The 19088-nt window shown below is 55.8% G+C and carries 31 protein-coding genes; 1 reads left to right on the top strand and 30 read right to left on the bottom strand.

The window, feature by feature from the left end; translation table 11 throughout:
- Positions 1-160: 160 nt before the first annotated feature.
- Positions 161-2995: an excinuclease ABC subunit UvrA gene (gene uvrA, locus ACMYUN_RS17940; RefSeq protein ID WP_415761277.1), complete on the top strand. Its 2835-nt coding sequence runs from the start codon at positions 161-163 to the stop codon at positions 2993-2995.
- Positions 2996-3060: 65 nt separating this feature from the next.
- Here uvrA and bfr read toward each other — a convergent pair whose 3' ends face one another.
- From bfr to rpsJ, 30 genes are all read right to left on the bottom strand, one after another.
- Positions 3061-3528, bottom strand: a complete 468-nt coding sequence (gene bfr, locus ACMYUN_RS17935; protein ID WP_039761939.1) for a bacterioferritin — start codon at positions 3526-3528, stop codon at positions 3061-3063.
- Between the two features lie 149 nt (positions 3529-3677).
- A complete protein-coding gene (locus tag ACMYUN_RS17930; RefSeq protein WP_415761276.1) occupies positions 3678-5132 on the bottom strand; it encodes a catalase in 1455 nt (484 codons plus the stop codon).
- Between the two features lie 239 nt (positions 5133-5371).
- Complete coding sequence (gene rplQ / locus ACMYUN_RS17925) at positions 5372-5758, bottom strand: 50S ribosomal protein L17 (protein WP_003176402.1); 387 nt, start codon at positions 5756-5758, stop codon at positions 5372-5374.
- Between the two features lie 42 nt (positions 5759-5800).
- Positions 5801-6802 carry a DNA-directed RNA polymerase subunit alpha gene (locus ACMYUN_RS17920; protein WP_016772946.1) on the bottom strand — a complete coding sequence of 334 codons (1002 nt, stop codon included), beginning with the start codon at positions 6800-6802 and terminating at the stop codon, positions 5801-5803.
- 22 nt (positions 6803-6824) lie between these two features.
- Complete coding sequence (gene rpsD / locus ACMYUN_RS17915) at positions 6825-7445, bottom strand: 30S ribosomal protein S4 (RefSeq protein WP_003176404.1); 621 nt, start codon at positions 7443-7445, stop codon at positions 6825-6827.
- 18 nt (positions 7446-7463) lie between these two features.
- Positions 7464-7853: a 30S ribosomal protein S11 gene (gene rpsK, locus ACMYUN_RS17910; RefSeq protein WP_002555466.1), complete on the bottom strand. Its 390-nt coding sequence runs from the start codon at positions 7851-7853 to the stop codon at positions 7464-7466.
- 30 nt (positions 7854-7883) lie between these two features.
- Positions 7884-8240, bottom strand: coding sequence for a 30S ribosomal protein S13 (gene rpsM, locus ACMYUN_RS17905; RefSeq protein ID WP_003186020.1), 357 nt, complete (start codon positions 8238-8240; stop codon positions 7884-7886).
- 130 nt (positions 8241-8370) lie between these two features.
- Entirely contained in the window at positions 8371-8487 is a 117-nt protein-coding gene (gene rpmJ / locus ACMYUN_RS17900; protein ID WP_002555468.1) for a 50S ribosomal protein L36, read from the bottom strand.
- A 27-nt stretch (positions 8488-8514) separates the two neighbouring features.
- Positions 8515-9843: a preprotein translocase subunit SecY gene (secY, locus tag ACMYUN_RS17895; RefSeq protein ID WP_016772945.1), complete on the bottom strand. Its 1329-nt coding sequence runs from the start codon at positions 9841-9843 to the stop codon at positions 8515-8517.
- Positions 9844-10281, bottom strand: a complete 438-nt coding sequence (gene rplO / locus ACMYUN_RS17890; RefSeq protein ID WP_039761942.1) for a 50S ribosomal protein L15 — start codon at positions 10279-10281, stop codon at positions 9844-9846.
- 3 nt (positions 10282-10284) lie between these two features.
- Positions 10285-10461 (bottom strand): 50S ribosomal protein L30, encoded by a 177-nt coding sequence (gene rpmD / locus ACMYUN_RS17885; RefSeq protein WP_003176408.1) that lies wholly within the window; start codon positions 10459-10461, stop codon positions 10285-10287.
- A gap of 2 nt (positions 10462-10463) precedes the next feature.
- A complete protein-coding gene (rpsE, locus tag ACMYUN_RS17880; RefSeq protein WP_007955637.1) occupies positions 10464-10964 on the bottom strand; it encodes a 30S ribosomal protein S5 in 501 nt (166 codons plus the stop codon).
- A 3-nt stretch (positions 10965-10967) separates the two neighbouring features.
- Positions 10968-11318 carry a 50S ribosomal protein L18 gene (gene rplR / locus ACMYUN_RS17875; RefSeq protein WP_003186037.1) on the bottom strand — a complete coding sequence of 117 codons (351 nt, stop codon included), beginning with the start codon at positions 11316-11318 and terminating at the stop codon, positions 10968-10970.
- 10 nt (positions 11319-11328) lie between these two features.
- Entirely contained in the window at positions 11329-11862 is a 534-nt protein-coding gene (rplF, locus tag ACMYUN_RS17870; protein ID WP_007966176.1) for a 50S ribosomal protein L6, read from the bottom strand.
- Positions 11863-11874: 12 nt separating this feature from the next.
- Positions 11875-12267, bottom strand: a complete 393-nt coding sequence (gene rpsH / locus ACMYUN_RS17865) for a 30S ribosomal protein S8 (protein WP_016772944.1) — start codon at positions 12265-12267, stop codon at positions 11875-11877.
- Positions 12268-12475: 208 nt separating this feature from the next.
- Complete coding sequence (gene rpsN / locus ACMYUN_RS17860; RefSeq protein ID WP_003186042.1) at positions 12476-12781, bottom strand: 30S ribosomal protein S14; 306 nt, start codon at positions 12779-12781, stop codon at positions 12476-12478.
- A gap of 13 nt (positions 12782-12794) precedes the next feature.
- Positions 12795-13334, bottom strand: a complete 540-nt coding sequence (gene rplE / locus ACMYUN_RS17855) for a 50S ribosomal protein L5 (protein WP_003210069.1) — start codon at positions 13332-13334, stop codon at positions 12795-12797.
- Between the two features lie 20 nt (positions 13335-13354).
- Positions 13355-13669, bottom strand: a complete 315-nt coding sequence (gene rplX, locus ACMYUN_RS17850) for a 50S ribosomal protein L24 (protein ID WP_003186046.1) — start codon at positions 13667-13669, stop codon at positions 13355-13357.
- 11 nt (positions 13670-13680) lie between these two features.
- Complete coding sequence (rplN, locus tag ACMYUN_RS17845) at positions 13681-14049, bottom strand: 50S ribosomal protein L14 (RefSeq protein ID WP_002555479.1); 369 nt, start codon at positions 14047-14049, stop codon at positions 13681-13683.
- Positions 14050-14072: 23 nt separating this feature from the next.
- A complete protein-coding gene (rpsQ, locus tag ACMYUN_RS17840; protein WP_003194644.1) occupies positions 14073-14339 on the bottom strand; it encodes a 30S ribosomal protein S17 in 267 nt (88 codons plus the stop codon).
- A gap of 2 nt (positions 14340-14341) precedes the next feature.
- Positions 14342-14533, bottom strand: coding sequence for a 50S ribosomal protein L29 (gene rpmC, locus ACMYUN_RS17835; protein WP_002555481.1), 192 nt, complete (start codon positions 14531-14533; stop codon positions 14342-14344).
- Positions 14533-14946, bottom strand: coding sequence for a 50S ribosomal protein L16 (rplP, locus tag ACMYUN_RS17830; protein WP_003228729.1), 414 nt, complete (start codon positions 14944-14946; stop codon positions 14533-14535). Before rplP ends, rpmC begins: the two co-directional genes overlap by 1 nt.
- A 12-nt stretch (positions 14947-14958) precedes the next feature.
- Positions 14959-15645 carry a 30S ribosomal protein S3 gene (rpsC, locus tag ACMYUN_RS17825; RefSeq protein ID WP_003176422.1) on the bottom strand — a complete coding sequence of 229 codons (687 nt, stop codon included), beginning with the start codon at positions 15643-15645 and terminating at the stop codon, positions 14959-14961.
- A 13-nt stretch (positions 15646-15658) separates the two neighbouring features.
- A complete protein-coding gene (rplV, locus tag ACMYUN_RS17820; protein ID WP_003103908.1) occupies positions 15659-15991 on the bottom strand; it encodes a 50S ribosomal protein L22 in 333 nt (110 codons plus the stop codon).
- An 11-nt stretch (positions 15992-16002) separates the two neighbouring features.
- Complete coding sequence (gene rpsS, locus ACMYUN_RS17815; RefSeq protein ID WP_011336172.1) at positions 16003-16278, bottom strand: 30S ribosomal protein S19; 276 nt, start codon at positions 16276-16278, stop codon at positions 16003-16005.
- Positions 16279-16294: 16 nt separating this feature from the next.
- The gene (rplB, locus tag ACMYUN_RS17810; RefSeq protein WP_016772943.1) at positions 16295-17119 is read right to left on the bottom strand and encodes a 50S ribosomal protein L2; all 825 of its coding nucleotides are present in this window, start codon (positions 17117-17119) and stop codon (positions 16295-16297) included.
- A gap of 14 nt (positions 17120-17133) precedes the next feature.
- Complete coding sequence (rplW, locus tag ACMYUN_RS17805; protein WP_002555488.1) at positions 17134-17433, bottom strand: 50S ribosomal protein L23; 300 nt, start codon at positions 17431-17433, stop codon at positions 17134-17136.
- Complete coding sequence (rplD, locus tag ACMYUN_RS17800; protein ID WP_003228735.1) at positions 17430-18032, bottom strand: 50S ribosomal protein L4; 603 nt, start codon at positions 18030-18032, stop codon at positions 17430-17432. Before rplD ends, rplW begins: the two co-directional genes overlap by 4 nt.
- 12 nt (positions 18033-18044) lie before the next feature.
- Positions 18045-18680: a 50S ribosomal protein L3 gene (gene rplC / locus ACMYUN_RS17795; RefSeq protein ID WP_003228738.1), complete on the bottom strand. Its 636-nt coding sequence runs from the start codon at positions 18678-18680 to the stop codon at positions 18045-18047.
- A gap of 80 nt (positions 18681-18760) precedes the next feature.
- Positions 18761-19072, bottom strand: coding sequence for a 30S ribosomal protein S10 (gene rpsJ, locus ACMYUN_RS17790; protein ID WP_003186070.1), 312 nt, complete (start codon positions 19070-19072; stop codon positions 18761-18763).
- Positions 19073-19088 lie beyond the last annotated feature (16 nt).

Here is a 19088-nt window from a genome sequence, read left to right as displayed (position 1 = left end):
TACCAGTCCCATCGGAAGACGGGGTATATCGCGACGCTATGACGCGTATAGATGAAACTCTCTTCATGAACGGCAAAACGCCCTTCGTTTGATAGTGTGCATCCATCCAGTATTTGCCCGTATACTCCTACGTTTTCGACGCCCGCCGAGCGAGGCCACTTTGGACAAGATCCTGATACGTGGGGCCCGTACCCACAACCTGAAGAACATCGACCTGACCCTGCCACGGGACAAACTGATCGTCATCACCGGCCTGTCCGGATCCGGCAAGTCGTCCCTGGCGTTCGACACGCTGTATGCCGAAGGTCAGCGCCGCTATGTCGAATCGCTGTCGGCCTATGCCCGGCAGTTCCTGTCGATGATGGAAAAACCCGACGTCGACACCATCGAAGGCCTGTCGCCGGCGATCTCCATCGAACAGAAGTCGACCTCGCACAACCCGCGTTCCACGGTCGGCACCATCACCGAAATCTACGACTACCTGCGCTTGCTCTATGCCCGCGTCGGTACACCGCGTTGCCCGGATCACGACATTCCACTGGAGGCGCAGACCGTCAGCCAGATGGTCGATCTGGTGCTGGCGCAGCCAGAAGGCAGCAAACTCATGCTGCTGGCGCCGGTGATCCGCGAACGCAAAGGCGAACACCTGTCGGTATTCGAAGAATTGCGTGCGCAAGGTTTCATCCGCGCCCGGGTCAACGGACGCATTTGCGAGCTCGACGAGCTGCCGAAGCTGGATAAACAGAAGAAGCATTCGATCGATGTGATCGTTGACCGCTTCAAGGTTCGCGCTGATCTGCAGCAACGTCTGGCCGAGTCTTTCGAGACCGCGCTGAAACTCGCCGACGGCATTGCCCTGGTCGCACCGATGGACGACGAGCCGGGTGAAGAAATGATCTTCTCCGCACGCTTCGCCTGCCCGATCTGCGGCCACGCGATCAGCGAGCTGGAACCCAAGCTGTTTTCCTTCAACAACCCGGCCGGCGCCTGCCCGACCTGCGACGGTCTGGGCGTGAAGCAGTTCTTTGATATCAAACGTCTGGTCAATGGCGAGCTAACACTGGCCGAAGGCGCGATACGCGGCTGGGACCGGCGCAACGTTTATTACTTCCAGATGCTCGGCTCACTTGCCTCGCACTACAAGTTCAGTCTGGACAAGCCATTCAACAACCTTAGCGCCGAGCAGCAGAAGTTCATCCTGCACGGCAGCGGCTCGCAGAATGTCGATTTCAAATACCTGAACGACCGTGGCGACATCGTCAAACGCTCGCACCCTTTCGAGGGCATCGTGCCGAACCTGGAGCGCCGTTACCGCGAAACCGAATCGGCGAGCGTGCGCGAAGAGCTGGCCAAGTTCCTCAGCCATCAGGCCTGCCCGGATTGCCGTGGCACGCGTCTGCGCCGCGAAGCACGGCACGTCTGGGTTGGCGAGAAAACCTTGCCGGCAGTGACCAACCTGCCGATTGGCGATGCCTGCGAATATTTCGGCGCGCTGAAGATGACCGGGCGCCGCGGCGAGATCGCCGACAAGATCCTCAAGGAAATCCGCGAGCGTCTGCAGTTCCTGGTCAACGTCGGCCTCGACTATTTGTCGCTGGATCGCAGCGCCGACACCTTGTCCGGTGGCGAGGCGCAACGGATTCGTCTCGCGAGCCAGATTGGCGCGGGCCTGGTCGGCGTTCTGTATATCCTCGACGAACCGTCCATTGGCCTGCATCAGCGCGACAATGACCGCCTGCTCGGCACGCTCAAGCATTTGCGCGATATCGGCAACACGGTGATCGTGGTCGAGCACGACGAAGACGCGATTCGTCTGGCTGACTATGTCGTCGATATCGGCCCTGGCGCCGGTGTGCACGGCGGGCAGATCGTTGCCGAGGGCACGCCGGACGAAGTCATGGCGCACCCGGATTCGCTGACCGGCAAATACCTGTCCGGCCGGGTGAAGATCGAAGTGCCGGCCAAACGCACGCCGCGCAACAAGAAGCTCAACCTCTCGCTTAAAGGTGCGCGTGGCAACAACTTGCGCAATGTCGATCTGGACATCCCGATCGGCCTGCTGACCTGCGTGACTGGCGTCTCCGGTTCTGGCAAATCGACACTGATCAACAACACGCTGTTCCCGCTGAGCGCAACGGCACTCAACGGTGCGACCACGCTGGAAGCCGCCGCGCATGACAGCATCAAAGGTCTGGAACATCTCGACAAAGTCGTCGACATCGACCAGAGCCCGATCGGCCGTACGCCGCGTTCCAACCCGGCGACCTACACCGGGCTGTTCACACCGATCCGCGAACTGTTTGCCGGCGTGCCCGAGTCGCGCTCCCGTGGTTACGGCCCGGGGCGTTTCTCGTTCAACGTCAAGGGCGGTCGCTGCGAAGCGTGCCAGGGCGATGGCCTTATCAAGGTGGAAATGCACTTCCTGCCGGACATCTATGTGCCCTGTGATGTGTGCAAGAGCAAGCGCTACAACCGCGAAACCCTTGAGATCAAATACAAGGGCAAGAGCATCCACGAAACCCTCGAAATGACCATCGAGGAAGCGCGGGAGTTCTTCGACGCGGTGCCGGCACTGGCGCGCAAGCTGCAGACGTTGATGGATGTTGGCCTGTCGTACATCAAGCTGGGGCAGTCGGCGACGACCTTGTCCGGTGGTGAAGCACAGCGGGTCAAGTTGTCGCGAGAACTGTCCAAACGCGATACCGGCAAGACTCTGTACATCCTCGACGAACCGACCACCGGCCTGCACTTCGCCGATATCCAGCAATTGCTCGACGTTCTGCATCGCCTGCGCGACCACGGCAATACCGTGGTGGTGATCGAGCACAACCTTGATGTGATCAAGACCGCTGACTGGCTGGTGGACCTCGGTCCTGAAGGCGGTTCCAAAGGCGGGCAGATCATTGCCACCGGTACGCCGGAAGAAGTGGCCGAGATGAAGCAATCTCACACCGGCCATTATCTCAAGCCGCTGCTGATCCGCGATCGGGCCTGACCGCCAGGCATGAAAAAGCCCCTGTCACCGTTGAAGTGACAGGGGCTTTTTTATAGCCGTTGCAATCAGGACGCGTGGGATTGCAGGTAGTTCTCGAGACCGATCAGTTTGATCAGGCCCAGCTGCTTTTCCAGCCAGTAGGTGTGATCTTCTTCGGTGTCATTGAGTTGAACCCGCAGAATCTCACGGCTGACGTAGTCCTTGTGTTGCTCGCAAAGCTCGATGCCTTTGCACAGCGCAGCGCGGACTTTGTATTCGAGGCGCAGATCGGCTTCGAGCATCGCAGGCACCGTGGTGCCGACATCCAGATCATCCGGACGCATGCGCGGCGTGCCTTCGAGCATCAGAATCCGCCGCATCAATGCATCGGCGTGGCCGGCTTCTTCTTCCATCTCGTGGTTGATGCGCTCGTAGAGCTTGGTGAACCCCCAGTCCTCATACATCCGCGAATGAACGAAATATTGATCACGCGCGGCCAGTTCGCCGGTCAGCAACGTATTGAGGTAATCGATTACATCTGGGTGGCCTTGCATCGCCCTACATCTCCCTTCCTGAAAGTCTGTAGTTTGAACCAACATGACCGGAAGGTCACTCACGAAGCGCAATAAAAGCGAAGATATTCTGAGAAAAGCAGGCCAAATAACGCAAAAACCGCCCAAATGAGGGCGGTTCTGCTTCTCGTTTAGACTTCGTTAAGCTGTACGTTAAGCAGCTTTGCGATTGCTTCTCCATACGCCGGATCGGCTTTGTAGAAATGTTGCAGCTGGCGATCGACGACATCGCTGGAAACACCTGCCATGGCACCAGCGATGTTGCTGACCAGCAACGCCCTCTGCTCATCGCTCATCAAGCGGAACAAGGCACCGGCATGGCTGTAGTAGTCGGTGTCTTCCCGGTGATCATAACGATCAGCGGCACCGCTCAAGGCCAGCGCTGGTTCAGCGTAGTGTGGCGCTTGTTTCGGCGATTCAACGTAGCTGTTCGGTTCATAGTTCGGCGCCGCGCCGCCGTTGCTGCCGAAAGCCATGGAGCCGTCACGCTGATAAGTATTCACCGGGCTGCGCGGAGCGTTCACCGGCAATTGCTGGTGATTGGTGCCCACACGGTAGCGGTGCGCGTCAGCGTAGGCGAATACACGGCCTTGCAGCATGCGGTCTGGCGACAGACCGACACCTGGCACCATGTTGCTCGGGCCAAATGCAGCCTGTTCAACTTCAGCGAAGTAGTTCAACGGGTTGCGATTCAACTCCAGCTCACCAACTTCGATCAGCGGGAACTCTTTCTGCGACCAGGTCTTGGTCACGTCGAACGGATTCTCGTAATGAGCCGCCGCCTGGGCTTCGGTCATGATCTGAATGCACACGCGCCATTTCGGGAATTCACCGCGCTCGATGGCCTCGAACAGATCGCGCTGCGCGTAGTCCGGGTCGGTACCGGCCAAACGAGCGGCCTCGGCTGGCGCCAGATTCTTGATGCCTTGCTGAGTCTTGTAGTGCCACTTCACCCAGTGACGCTGGCCTCTGGCGTTGATCAGGCTGTAGGTATGACTACCGAAACCGTGCATGTGGCGGTAGCCGTCAGGGATGCCACGATCAGAAAACAGAATGGTGACCTGGTGCAGCGCTTCAGGCGAATGCGACCAGAAATCCCACATCATCTGCGCGCTTTTCAGGTTGCTTTGCGGCAGACGCTTTTGCGTGTGGATAAAGTCAGGAAATTTCAGCGGATCGCGGATGAAGAACACTGGCGTGTTATTGCCGACGATGTCCCAGTTGCCTTGCTCGGTGTAGAACTTCAAGGCGAAACCGCGCGGATCGCGCTCGGTGTCGGCCGAACCACGCTCGCCACCTACGGTAGAAAAGCGCAGAAAGGTTGGCGTTTGTTTGCCTACCGATTCGAACAACTTTGCACTTGTGTATTCAGTGATGTCACGGGTGACGGTGAAAGTACCGTAAGCGCCCGAGCCTTTAGCGTGGACACGGCGTTCAGGAATGTTTTCACGGTTGAAGTGTGCGAGTTTTTCGATCAAATGGAAATCGTCGAGCAGCAGCGGACCGCGTGGGCCAGCGGAGCGGGAATTCTGGTTATCAGCAACTGGCGCGCCACTCGCGGTTGTAAGCGTCTTGGTCTGGCTCATGCGGTCTTCTTCCTCTGTCAGTCTTGAACTGCCGGCTAATGGGCTTGGCGGGAAGTATTGATCATCGACGTTACAGCTACAAATTCATTAACTTGCAGGCATCGATAGATAATTACTAATTATGTTTTCCCGGCACATAGTGGCAGTTCAACCATGTCAGAAACTTGTACGGACGGCGCATTTCTTCCAGGCACAAAAAACCGGGCACTAGGCCCGGTTCTTTGTTTCAGACTGACGTCTTACTCGGCGGATACAGCTTCGCCAGCAGTAGCACGATCAACCAACTCGACGTACGCCATAGGCGCGTTGTCGCCAGCGCGGAAACCGCACTTGAGGATGCGCAGGTAGCCACCCTCACGGGTAGCGTAACGCTTGCCCAGGTCGTTGAAGAGCTTACCAACGATAGCTTTCGAACGAGTACGGTCGAAAGCCAGACGGCGGTTAGCCAGGCTGTCTGTCTTGGCCAGAGTGATCAGCGGCTCGGCTACGCGGCGCAGTTCTTTGGCTTTTGGCAGAGTAGTTTTGATCAGCTCGTGCTCGAACAGCGACACCGCCATGTTTTGGAACATGGCCTTGCGGTGCGAGCTGGTGCGGCTCAGGTGACGACCACTTTTACGATGACGCATGGTTCATTCCTTACCAAACACTACGTTCGGTGATTACGACGATCAGGCAGTCGCCTTGTCGTCCTTCTTAAGACTTGCAGGCGGCCAGTTGTCGAGGCGCATGCCGAGGGACAGACCGCGGGAGGCCAGAACGTCCTTGATTTCAGTCAAGGATTTCTTGCCAAGGTTCGGAGTCTTCAACAGCTCTACTTCGGTACGCTGAATCAGGTCGCCGATGTAGTAGATGTTTTCCGCCTTAAGGCAGTTAGCCGAACGTACAGTCAGTTCCAGATCGTCAACCGGGCGAAGCAGGATCGGATCGATCTCGTCTTCCTGCTCGACAACCAGCGGCTCACTTTCACCTTTGAGGTCGACGAACGCAGCCAGCTGCTGTTGCAGGATGGTTGCAGCGCGACGGATAGCCTCTTCAGGATCCAGGGTGCCGTTGGTTTCCAGATCAATAACCAGCTTGTCCAGGTTGGTACGCTGCTCGACACGGGCGTTTTCCACCACGTAAGCGATACGGCGAACCGGGCTGAACGAAGAGTCGAGCTGCAAGCGACCGATGCTGCGGCTTTCGTCTTCATCGCTCTGACGCGAGTCGGCTGGTTCATAACCACGACCACGAGCTACGGTGAGCTTCATGTTCAGGGCGCCGTTAGACGCCAGGTTAGCGATTACGTGATCGGGATTAACGATCTCGACATCATGATCCAGCTGAATATCGGCAGCGGTAACCACCCCCGAACCCTTCTTCGACAAGGTCAGCGTAACTTCGTCACGACCGTGCAGCTTGATGGCCAGACCTTTAAGGTTCAACAGGATTTCAATTACGTCTTCCTGTACACCTTCGATGGCGCTGTACTCGTGGAGCACACCGTCAATCTCGGCCTCGACTACTGCGCAGCCGGGCATTGAGGACAACAGGATGCGGCGCAGCGCGTTGCCCAGGGTGTGGCCAAAACCACGCTCGAGAGGCTCGAGAGTGATCTTGGCGCGGGTTGGACTGACAACCTGCACATCAATGTGGCGGGGTGTCAGGAACTCATTTACCGAAATCTGCATGGATGCACCTATTTTCTAGCCCTTACTTGGAGTAGAGCTCGACAATCAGGCTTTCGTTGATGTCGGCGGACAGATCACTGCGAGCAGGAACGTTCTTGAAAACGCCCGACTTCTTCTCAGTGTCTACTTCTACCCATTCTACGCGGCCACGTTGGGCACACAGATCGAGAGCTTGGACAATGCGAAGTTGGTTTTTTGCTTTCTCGCGAACTGCAACCACGTCACCAGCACGAACCTGATACGACGGAACGTTTACGGTCTGACCGTTAACGCTGATCGACTTGTGCGATACCAGTTGACGGGATTCGGCACGAGTCGAACCAAAGCCCATACGGTATACAACGTTGTCCAGACGGCATTCGAGCAGTTGCAGCAGGTTTTCACCGGTTGCACCTTTCTTGCCAGCAGCTTCTTTGTAGTAGCCGCTGAACTGGCGCTCGAGAACGCCGTAGATACGACGGACCTTCTGCTTTTCACGCAGTTGGGTGCCGTAGTCGGACTGGCGACCGCGGCGTTGGCCGTGGATACCAGGTGCTGCTTCAATGTTGCACTTCGATTCGATCGCGCGCACGCCGCTCTTCAGGAAGAGATCGGTGCCTTCGCGACGAGCGAGTTTGCATTTTGGACCAATGTAACGAGCCATTCTTTACAATCTCCTGGATTACACGCGGCGCTTCTTCGGCGGACGGCACCCGTTGTGCGGGATTGGCGTCACGTCGGTGATGCTGGCGATCTTGTAGCCACAGCCGTTCAAAGCGCGGACTGCGGATTCACGACCTGGACCTGGACCCTTGACGTTGACGTCGAGGTTTTTCAGGCCGTATTCCAGCGCAGCTTGACCAGCACGCTCAGCAGCTACTTGAGCAGCGAACGGGGTGGACTTGCGGGAACCGCGGAAACCCGAACCACCGGAGGTAGCCCAGGAAAGAGCGTTACCTTGACGGTCGGTAATGGTCACGATGGTGTTGTTAAAAGATGCATGGATGTGGGCGATGCCATCAACCACTGTCTTTTTAACTTTTTTACGAGGACGAGCAGCAGGTTTTGCCATGATTAAATTCCTGTCGATTCGCTGGGGCGATTACTTGCGGATCGGCTTACGCGGACCTTTACGGGTACGCGCGTTGGTCTTGGTACGCTGACCGCGTACTGGCAGACCACGACGATGACGCAGACCGCGATAGCAACCGAGGTCCATCAAGCGCTTGATTTTCATGTTGATTTCGCGACGCAGGTCACCTTCAGTGGTGAACTTCGCCACTTCGCCACGCAGCTGTTCAATTTGCTCGTCGCTCAGATCTTTGATCTTTGCTGCTGGGTTTACCCCAGTCACTGCACAGATCTTCTGCGCAGTAGTGCGACCAACACCATAGATGTAGGTCAGCGAGATAACAGTATGCTTGTTATCTGGAATGTTAACGCCTGCAATACGGGCCATTCAGTGGGACTCCAATTGACAGCTACCTACGCCCCGGAAGCCAAGAAATAGGGCGCGAGATAATATCGCTGTAATAACAAATAATCAACCCGGTAGCGCACTAGCTACCGGGCTTGAAGCACAATCACACTCAGCCTTGGCGCTGTTTGTGACGCGGTTCCGCGCTGCAAATTACTCGAACAACACCTTCGCGGCGAATAATCTTGCAGTTACGGCACAGCTTTTTCACCGATGCACGAACTTTCATCACCAACTCCTCGAACCTTATGGGTACTCAGCGCAACATGCCGCTGCCGTAACCCTTCAGGTTGGCTTTCTTCATCAGGGATTCGTACTGGTGCGAAACGAGGTGCGATTGTACTTGGGACATGAAGTCCATCACAACCACGACCACGATCAGCAACGAGGTCCCGCCAAGGTAGAACGGAACGTTTGCTGCAACCACCAGGAATTGGGGCAACAGGCACACGGCCGTCATGTAAAGAGCACCGAACAGGGTCAAGCGGGTCAGAACGCCATCAATATAGCGCGCAGACTGCTCACCTGGACGGATGCCCGGAATAAAGGCACCGGACTTCTTCAGGTTTTCCGCTACGTCTTTCGGATTGAACATCAACGCCGTATAGAAGAAGCAGAAGAAAATAATCCCTGCACTAAACAGCAGAATATTCAACGGCTGACCAGGAGCGATCGACTGCGAGATGTCCTGCAACCAGCCCATACCTTCAGACTGACCGAACCAGGCACCCAACGAAGCCGGAAACAGCAAGATGCTGCTCGCGAAAATAGCCGGAATAACACCGGCCATGTTCACCTTCAGCGGCAAGTGGCTTGTCTGCGCAGCAAAAACCTTGCGGCCCTGCTGACGCTTGGCGTAGTGAACAGCGATACGACGCTGGCCACGCTCAATGAACACCACGAAACCGATAATCGCTACTGCCAGCAAACCGATGGCAACCAGGGCGAAGATGTTGATATCACCCTGACGCGCAGACTCGAAAGACTGCCCGATTGCTCTCGGAAGACCGGCGACGATACCCGAAAAAATCAACATCGAGATACCGTTGCCAACACCACGCTCAGTAATCTGCTCACCCAGCCACATCATGAACATCGCACCAGCCACAAATGTGGTTACCGCGACGAAATGGAAGCCAAAGTCACCAGTGAACGCGACGCCCTGCCCGGCCAGACCAATGGACATGCCAATAGCCTGGACCAGAGCGAGAGCGACGGTGAGGTAGCGGGTGTACTGGCTAATCTTGCGACGGCCAGCTTCACCTTCCTTCTTCAACTGCTCCAGTTGCGGGCTGACGGCGGTCATCAGTTGCATGATGATCGATGCCGAAATGTACGGCATGATCCCCAGTGCAAAGATGCTCATCCGTTCCAGCGCGCCGCCGGAGAACATGTTGAACAAGCTAAGAATGGTCCCCTCATTCTGTCGAAACAGGTCTGCGAGTCGGTCCGGGTTGATACCTGGAACCGGGATGTGTGCGCCTATTCGGTAGACGATAATCGCCAGGAACAGAAAACGCAGACGAGCCCAGAGTTCAGACATACCGCCTTTGCCGAGCGCAGAGAGAGCACCTTGCTTAGCCATTTATTCCTCGAACTTGCCGCCAGCTGCTTCGATAGCCGCACGCGCACCTTTGGTGGCGCCGATTCCCTTGCCGATAGTGACAGCGCGAGTCACTTCACCGGACAGCATGATTTTCACACGCTGTACGTTGACGTTGATCACGTTGGCATCTTTCAGGGACTGCACAGTAACGACGTCGCCTTCCACTTTGGCCAGCTCGGACAAACGCACTTCTGCGCGATCCATGGCTTTCAGGGAAACGAAACCGAACTTAGGCAGGCGACGATGCAGCGGCTGTTGACCGCCTTCAAAGCCTGGAGCGATGGTGCCACCGGAGCGGGAGGTCTGACCTTTGTGACCACGGCCACCAGTCTTGCCCAAACCACTACCGATACCACGGCCCGGACGATGCTTTTCGCGACGGGAACCCGGCGCTGGACTCAGATCATTGAGTTTCATCGATTAACCCTCGACACGCAGCATGTAGTAAGCCTTGTTGATCATCCCGCGATTCTCGGGAGTATCCTGGACTTCTACAGTGTGACCGATGCGACGCAGACCCAGACCCTTAACGCACAGTTTGTGGTTAGGGATGCGGCCGGTCATGCTTTTGATCAGCGTAACTTTAACGGTAGCCATGATTACTTGATCTCCTCAACACGCAGGCCACGCTTGGCAGCGATGGACTCAGGAGACTGCATAGCCTTCAGACCCTTGAAAGTGGCGTGAACCACGTTTACCGGGTTAGTCGAGCCGTAGCACTTGGCCAGAACGTTCTGAACGCCAGCAACTTCGAGGACAGCACGCATAGCGCCGCCAGCGATGATACCGGTACCTTCAGAAGCAGGCTGCATGTACACCTTCGAAGCGCCGTGAGCGGACTTCATTGCGTACTGCAGGGTGGTGCCGTTCAGGTCAACTTGAATCATGTTGCGGCGAGCAGCTTCCATTGCCTTCTGGATCGCAGCAGGCACTTCACGTGACTTGCCACGGCCGAAGCCAACACGCCCTTTACCATCACCAACCACGGTCAACGCGGTGAAAGTGAAGATACGGCCGCCTTTAACGGTTTTGGCTACGCGGTTAACTTGAACCAGCTTCTCGATGTAGCCTTCGTCGCGCTTTTGGTCGTTATTTGACATAACTTAGAACTCCAGCCCAGCTTCACGAGCAGCATCAGCCAGCGCTTTAACGCGGCCGTGGTACTTGAAGCCAGAGCGGTCGAAAGCCACTTGCGATACGCCAGCGGCCTTAGCACGCGTAGCGACCAGCTGGCCAACCTTTGTGGCCGCGTCGATGTTGCCAGTGGCACCATCACGCAGTTCTTTATCCAAAGTCGAGGCACTTGCCAGGACCTTGTTGCCGTCGGCCGAGATGACCTGGGCGTAGATGTGCTGCGACGAGCGGAACACGCAGAGACGCACGACTTCGAGTTCGTGCATTTTCAGGCGTGCTTTGCGAGCGCGACGCAGTCGAGTAACTTTTTTGTCGGTCATTTGCTATGCCCTACTTCTTCTTGGCTTCTTTACGACGGACGACTTCGTCCGCGTAGCGCACACCTTTGCCTTTGTACGGCTCTGGTGGACGGAAGTCGCGGATCTCGGCGGCCACTTGACCTACCAGCTGCTTGTCGATGCCCTTGATCAGGATATCGGTCTGGCTAGGAGTCTCAGCGGTGATGCCTTGCGGCAGTTCGTAATCCACTGGGTGCGAGAAGCCAAGAGCCAGGTTCAGAACCTGACCTTTTGCTTGCGCTTTGTAACCAACACCGACCAGCTGGAGCTTGCGCTCGAAGCCTTGGCTTACGCCCTGGACCATGTTGTTTACCAACGCACGCGTGGTACCGGCCATTGCGCGAGTTTGTTGATCGCCATTGCGAGCAGCGAAACGCAGCTCACCAGCTTCTTCAACGATCTCAACGGACGAATGGATGTTCAGTTCAAGAGTGCCCTTGGCACCCTTCACCGAAAGCTGTTGGCCTGCGAATTTGACTTCGACACCGGCTGGCAGCTTAACGGGGTTCTTAGCGACGCGAGACATGCTTATCCCCCCTTAGAACACAGTGCAAAGAACTTCGCCGCCGACACCGGCAGCGCGCGCAGCACGATCCGTCATCACACCTTTGTTGGTGGAGACGATAGACACGCCAAGACCGCCACGAACTTTCGGCAGATCTTCAACGGACTTGTACTGACGCAGGCCTGGACGACTAACGCGCTTCACTTCTTCGATAACCGGACGGCCTTCGAAGTACTTCAGCGAGATGGACAGCGACGGCTTGGCGTCGGTGGTGATCTGAAAATCCGCGATGTAACCTTCGTCCTTCAGGACTTTTGCTACAGCTGCCTTCAACGTGGAAGACGGCATGCTTACGACAGACTTTTCAGCCATCTGGGCATTACGGATTCGAGTTAGCATGTCCGCTAACGGGTCCTGCATACTCATGGGCTAGACGCTCCTAATACAAAAAAATTAGCCTTGCGGCTACTACTTGTCGCCGAGAACTTCCGGGCAGAAAAACACGGGCTCAGGCGAGCCGGTCATTCTAGACACACCTCAGAAATGAATCAAGCCCCAAAAGGGGCTTGATTCAGATTCAAGGCCACCGATGGTCAGGTTCTTGCGAACCCGAACATCGAGACTTTGACAACTATTACCAGCTGGCTTTAACCAGACCTGGCACGTCACCACGCATTGCAGCTTGACGCAGCATGTTACGGCCGAGGCCGAACTTGCGGTACACGCCGTGCGGACGACCAGTCAGGCGGCAACGGTTACGCATGCGCGAAGCGCTTGCGTCACGTGGTTGCTTCTGCAGTGCTACGGTAGCTTCCCAACGCGCTTCTGGACTTGCGTTCAGATCGACGATGATAGCTTTCAGCGCTGCACGCTTGGTGGCGTACTTGGCAACGGTGAGCTGACGCTTCAGCTCACGGTTCTTCATGCTCTTCTTGGCCATTTTCCTACTCCAATCAGTTGCGGAACGGGAATTTGAAAGCACGCAGCAGAGCGCGGCCTTCATCATCGTTCTTGGCAGTGGTGGTCAGGGTAATGTCCAGACCGCGGAGAGCATCGATCTTGTCGTAGTCGATTTCCGGGAAGATGATCTGCTCTTTCACGCCCATGCTGTAGTTGCCACGACCATCGAAGGACTTGGCATTCAGGCCGCGGAAGTCGCGAACCCGAGGCAGGGAGATCGACAGCAGACGATCCAGGAACTCGTACATACGCTCACGGCGCAGGGTCACTTTGACGCCGATCGGCCATCCTTCGCGGACTTTGAAGCCAGCGATGGATTTACGAGCGTAGGTCACAACGACTTTCTGGCCGGTGATCTTTTCCAGGTCAGCAACAGCGTGCTCGATGACTTTTTTGTCGCCGATCGCTTCGCCCAGACCCATGTTCAGGGTGATTTTGGTAACGCGCGGAACTTCCATCACGTTCGAAAGCTTAAGTTCTTCCTTAAGTTTCGGAGCGATTTCCTTCCGGTAAATCTCTTTTAGTCGTGCCATGGTCTTCTACCTAGCAGTGTTCAAGCATCAACCGCTTTTTGGGTCGACTTGAAGACACGAATTTTCTTACCGTCTTCTACTTTGAAACCAACGCGGTCAGCCTTGTTGGTTTCGCCGTTGAAGATGGCGACGTTGGAAGCGTGCAGTGGCGCTTCTTTCTCGACGATACCGCCCTGTACGCCCGACATCGGGTTAGGCTTGGTATGACGCTTGACCAGGTTCAGACCACCAACAACCAGACGGTTGTCAGCAAGAACCTTCAGCACCTTACCGCGCTTACCTTTGTCTTTGCCGGCGATCACGATGATCTCGTCGTCACGACGAATCTTTTGCATGTCGGATCTCCTTACAGCACTTCTGGGGCGAGCGAGACGATCTTCATGAACTTCTCAGTACGAAGTTCACGGGTCACTGGCCCAAAGATACGGGTGCCGATCGGCTCTTGCTTGTTGTTCAGAAGAACAGCAGCGTTGCCATCAAAGCGGATAATGGAGCCATCAGCACGACGTACGCCGTGACGAGTGCGGACTACAACAGCAGTCATCACTTGGCCTTTTTTCACCTTACCGCGAGGAATTGCTTCCTTCACGGTAACTTTGATGATGTCACCGATACCAGCGTAACGACGATGGGAGCCACCCAGCACCTTGATGCACATAACACGGCGAGCGCCGCTGTTATCGGCCACATCGAGCATGGATTGAGTCTGAATCATATAATTTCTCCGACCCCTAGCCCTTAGACTTCCACAGCGCGTTCGAGAACATCAACCAGCGCCCAAGACTTGGTCTTGGCCATCGGACGAGTTTCACGAATAGTGACTTTGTCGCCGATGTGGCACTGATTGGTTTCGTCGTGCGCGTGCAGCTTAGTCGAACGCTTAACGTATTTACCGTAGATCGGGTGCTTTACGCGACGCTCGATCAGAACGGTGATGGTTTTGTCCATCTTGTCGCTGACAACACGGCCAGTCAGCGTACGGACAGTTTTTTCGGCTTCAGCCATGATCACTTACCTGCCTGCTGGTTGAGCACAGTCTTCACGCGAGCGATGTCACGCTTAACTTGCGAGAGCAGATGAGACTGCCCCAACTGGCCAGTTGCTTTCTGCATGCGCAGATTGAACTGGTCGCGCAGCAAGCCGAGCAGTTGCTCGTTCAGCTGCTGTGCGGATTTTTCACGAAGTTCATTCGCTTTCATCACATCACCGTCCGTTTAACAAAGGAGGTGGCGAGCGGCAGCTTTGCAGCAGCCAGGGCGAAAGCCTCACGCGCCAGCTCTTCAGAAACACCCTCGATTTCATACAGGACTTTGCCTGGCTGAATCTGGGCAACCCAGTACTCCACGTTACCCTTACCTTTACCCATACGAACCTCGAGAGGTTTCTTGGAGATCGGCTTGTCCGGGAATACACGGATCCAGATCTTGCCGCCACGTTTTACGTGACGGGTCAGAGCACGACGCGCTGACTCGATCTGACGAGCGGTGAGACGACCACGAGCAACAGACTTCAGCGCGAACTCGCCGAAGCTGACTTTGCTACCGCGCAGTGCCAGACCACGGTTGTGGCCGGTCATCTGCTTGCGGAACTTCGTACGCTTTGGTTGCAACATTTGGCGTACCCCTTACTTAGCAGCTTTTTTACGAGGCGCTGGTGCTTGTGGTTTCAGTTCTTCTTGGCGACCACCAATAACTTCGCCTTTGAAGATCCAAACCTTTACACCGATCACACCGTAAGTGGTGTGAGCTTCGTAGTTGGCATAGTCGATGTCGGCACGCAGGGTGTGCAGTGGCACACGACCTTCGCGATACCATTCAGTACGTGCGATTTCAGCACCGCCGAGACGACCGCTCACTTGGATTTTGATGCCTTTGGCACCAATGCGCATGGCGTTCTGTACAGCGCGCTTCATAGCGCGACGGAACATTACACGACGCTCCAGCTGCTGAGCTACGCTCTGCGCAACCAGCATACCGTCGAGCTCCGGCTTGCGGATCTCTTCGATATTGATGTGCACAGGCACACCCATTTGCTTGGTCAGGTCCTGACGCAGTTTCTCAACATCTTCACCTTTCTTCCCGATAACGATACCTGGACGAGCGGTGTGGATGGTGATGCGTGCAGTTTGGGCCGGACGATGGATATCGATACGGCTTACGGACGCGCTTTTTAGTTTGTCTTGGAGATACTCACGCACTTTCAGATCTGCGAACAAGTAGTCCGCATAAGTCCGACCGTCTGCGTACCAGACGGAGGTGTGCTCCTTGACGATTCCCAGGCGAATGCCAATGGGATGTACTTTCTGACCCATCTCTTCGACTCCGTTACTTGTCAGCAACCTTGACAGTGATATGGCAAGACCGCTTGACGATGCGATCAGCACGGCCTTTGGCACGTGGCATGATGCGCTTCAGCGAACGCCCTTCGTTGACGAAAACGGTGCTGACCTTCAGGTCATCAACGTCTGCGCCTTCGTTATGCTCGGCGTTGGCTACGGCCGACTCCAGCACTTTCTTCATGATCTCGGCGGCTTTCTTACTGCTGAAAGCCAACAGGTTGAGCGCTTCGCCCACCTTCTTCCCGCGGATCTGGTCGGCGACCAAGCGGGCTTTCTGGGCGGAGATTCGAGCGCCCGACAACTTAGCGGCTACTTCCATTTCCTTACCCCTTAACGCTTGGCTTTCTTGTCAGCCACGTGCCCGCGATAGTTGCGGGTACCGGCGAACTCGCCCAGTTTGTGGCCGACCATGTCTTCGTTAACGAGAACTGGGACGTGCTGACGACCGTTGTGTACTGCGATGGTCAGACCGACCATTTGTGGCAGGATCATCGAACGACGCGACCAGGTTTTAATTGGTTTGCGATCGTTCTTTTCCGCCGCCACTTCGATCTTCTTCAGTAGGTGAAGATCAATAAAAGGACCTTTTTTCAGAGAACGTGGCACTGTCGTATCCCTCTATTTACTTGCGACGACGGACGATCATTTTGTCGGTACGCTTATTACCACGAGTCTTCGCGCCCTTAGTCGGGAAGCCCCATGGCGATACCGGATGACGACCACCAGAGGTACGACCTTCACCACCACCATGTGGGTGGTCAACCGGGTTCATGGCAACACCACGAACGGTTGGGCGAACGCCACGCCAGCGTTTGGCACCAGCTTTACCCAGCGAACGCAGGCTGTGCTCGGAGTTCGAGACTTCACCCAGGGTCGCACGGCATTCAGCCAGGACTTTACGCATTTCACCGGAACGCAGACGCAGGGTCACGTAGACACCTTCACGAGCGATCAGCTGAGCCGAAGCCCCAGCGGAACGAGCGATCTGTGCACCTTTACCTGGCTTCAATTCGATGCCGTGTACGGTAGAACCGACTGGAATGTTGCGCAGCTGCAGAGCGTTGCCTGGCTTGATTGGAGCCAGAGCGCCTGCGATCAGCTGGTCGCCAGCACTCACGCCTTTAGGGGCGATGATGTAGCGGCGCTCGCCGTCTGCGTAGCAGAGCAGTGCGATGTGAGCAGTACGGTTTGGATCGTATTCGATACGCTCGACAGTGGCGACGATGCCATCTTTGTCGTTGCGACGGAAATCGACCATACGGTAATGCTGCTTATGACCACCACCGATGTGACGAGTGGTAATACGGCCATTGTTGTTACGACCACCAGACTTCGATTTTTTCTCGAGCAGCGGTGCGTGAGGAGCGCCTTTATGCAGCTCCTGGTTGACCACCTTGACCACAAAACGGCGGCCAGGGGAAGTCGGTTTGCATTTAACGATTGCCATGATGCACCCCTTCCTTACTCAGCACTGCTGCTGAAATCGAGATCTTGGCCTGGCTGAAGGGAGATAACTGCCTTCTTCCAGTCATTACGCTTGCCCAGACCGCGAGCAGTGCGCTTGCTCTTACCCAGAACGTTCAGGGTAGTGACGCGCTCTACTTTCACGCTGAACAGGCTTTCGACGGCCTTCTTGATTTCCAGCTTGGTTGCATCGGTAGCAACCTTGAAAACGAACTGGCCTTTCTTGTCTGCCAGAACCGTAGCCTTCTCGGAAACGTGCGGGCCAAGCAGAACTTTAAATACGCGTTCCTGGTTCATCCCAGCAGCTCCTCGAATTTCTTCACGGCCGACACGGTGATCAACACCTTGTCGTATGCGATCAGACTAACTGGATCGGAACCTTGCACATCACGTACATCTACGTGCGGCAGGTTGCGAGCAGCCAGGTACAGGTTCTGATCAACAGCGTCCGACACGATCAGAACGTCGGTCAGGCTCATGTTGTTCAGTTTGCCCAGCAGATCTTTGGTTTTCGGAGTTTCAACAGCGAAATCCTGAACCACGACCAGACGATCAGTACGCACCAGCTCAGCAAGGATGGAACGCATTGCTGCGCGATACATCTTCTTGTTCAGCTTCTGGGAGTGATCCTGTGGACGAGCTGCGAAAGTGGTACCGCCGCCACGCCAGATTGGGCTACGGATAGTACCGGCACGAGCACGGCCAGTACCTTTCTGACGCCATGGGCGCTTGCCGCCACCACGAACGTCGGAACGGGTCTTCTGCTGCTTGCTACCTTGACGGCCGCCGGCCATGTAGGCCACGACTGCTTGGTGAACCAGCGTCTCGTTGAATTCGCCGCCAAATGTCAGTTCGGAAACTTCGATCGCTTGAGCGTCATTTACATTTAATTGCATGTCAGCTTCCCCTTAACCGCGAGCCTTGGCTGCTGGACGTACAACCAGGTTGCCGCCAGTAGCGCCAGGAACAGCACCCTTGACCAACAACAGATTGCGTTCAGCGTCCACGCGCACTACTTCCAGGGACTGCACGGTCACGCGCTCAGCGCCCATATGACCGGACATTTTTTTGCCCTTGAATACACGACCAGGAGTCTGGCACTGGCCGATAGAGCCTGGGACGCGGTGGGATACGGAGTTACCGTGGGTGTTATCTTGCCCGCGGAAATTCCAACGCTTGATCGTACCCTGGAAGCCTTTACCCTTGGACTGACCGGTTACATCAACCAGTTGACCAGCGGCGAAGATTTCAGCGTTGATCAGATCGCCTGCCTGGTACTCGCCTTCTTCAAGGCGGAATTCCATGGTGGTGCGACCAGCGGCAACGTTCGCTTTAGCGAAGTGGCCAGCCTGAGCTGCTGTTACACGCGAAGCGCGACGCTCGCCGACAGTGACTTGCACTGCACGATAGCCATCGGTCTCTTCAGTTTTGAACTGGGTGACGCGATTCGGCTCGATCTCAATGACCGTGACCGGAATGGAGACACCTTCTTCGGTGAAAATACGGGTCATACCGCATTTACGACCGACTACACCAATAGTCATGTTGTAAACCTCATGAGTGTACGGGGCTTTCACCCGCTATGGCCGCCCATTTCAGAGCGTTACACGACCAAGACCGAGTCTTAGCCGAGGCTGATCTGCACTTCCACACCGGCCGCAAGATCAAGCTTCATCAGCGCATCAACGGTTTTATCCGTTGGCTGGACGATGTCCAGAACACGCTTATGAGTGCGGATCTCGTACTGGTCACGCGCGTCTTTGTTGACGTGCGGGGAAACCAGAACGGTGAACCGCTCTTTACGGGTAGGCAGTGGAATTGGACCACGCACTTGAGCACCAGTACGTTTCGCGGTTTCCACGATTTCCTGGGTTGATTGGTCGATCAGGCGATGGTCAAAAGCCTTCAACCTGATACGGATTTGCTGATTTTGCATTGGATTTCAGACTCCG

Origin of the sequence: Pseudomonas sp. CP4 (genome assembly GCF_047758505.1) — a bacterium.
GTDB lineage: Bacteria > Pseudomonadota > Gammaproteobacteria > Pseudomonadales > Pseudomonadaceae > Aquipseudomonas > Aquipseudomonas fluorescens_AO.
This window is presented reverse-complemented; position numbering and strand designations above follow the sequence as displayed.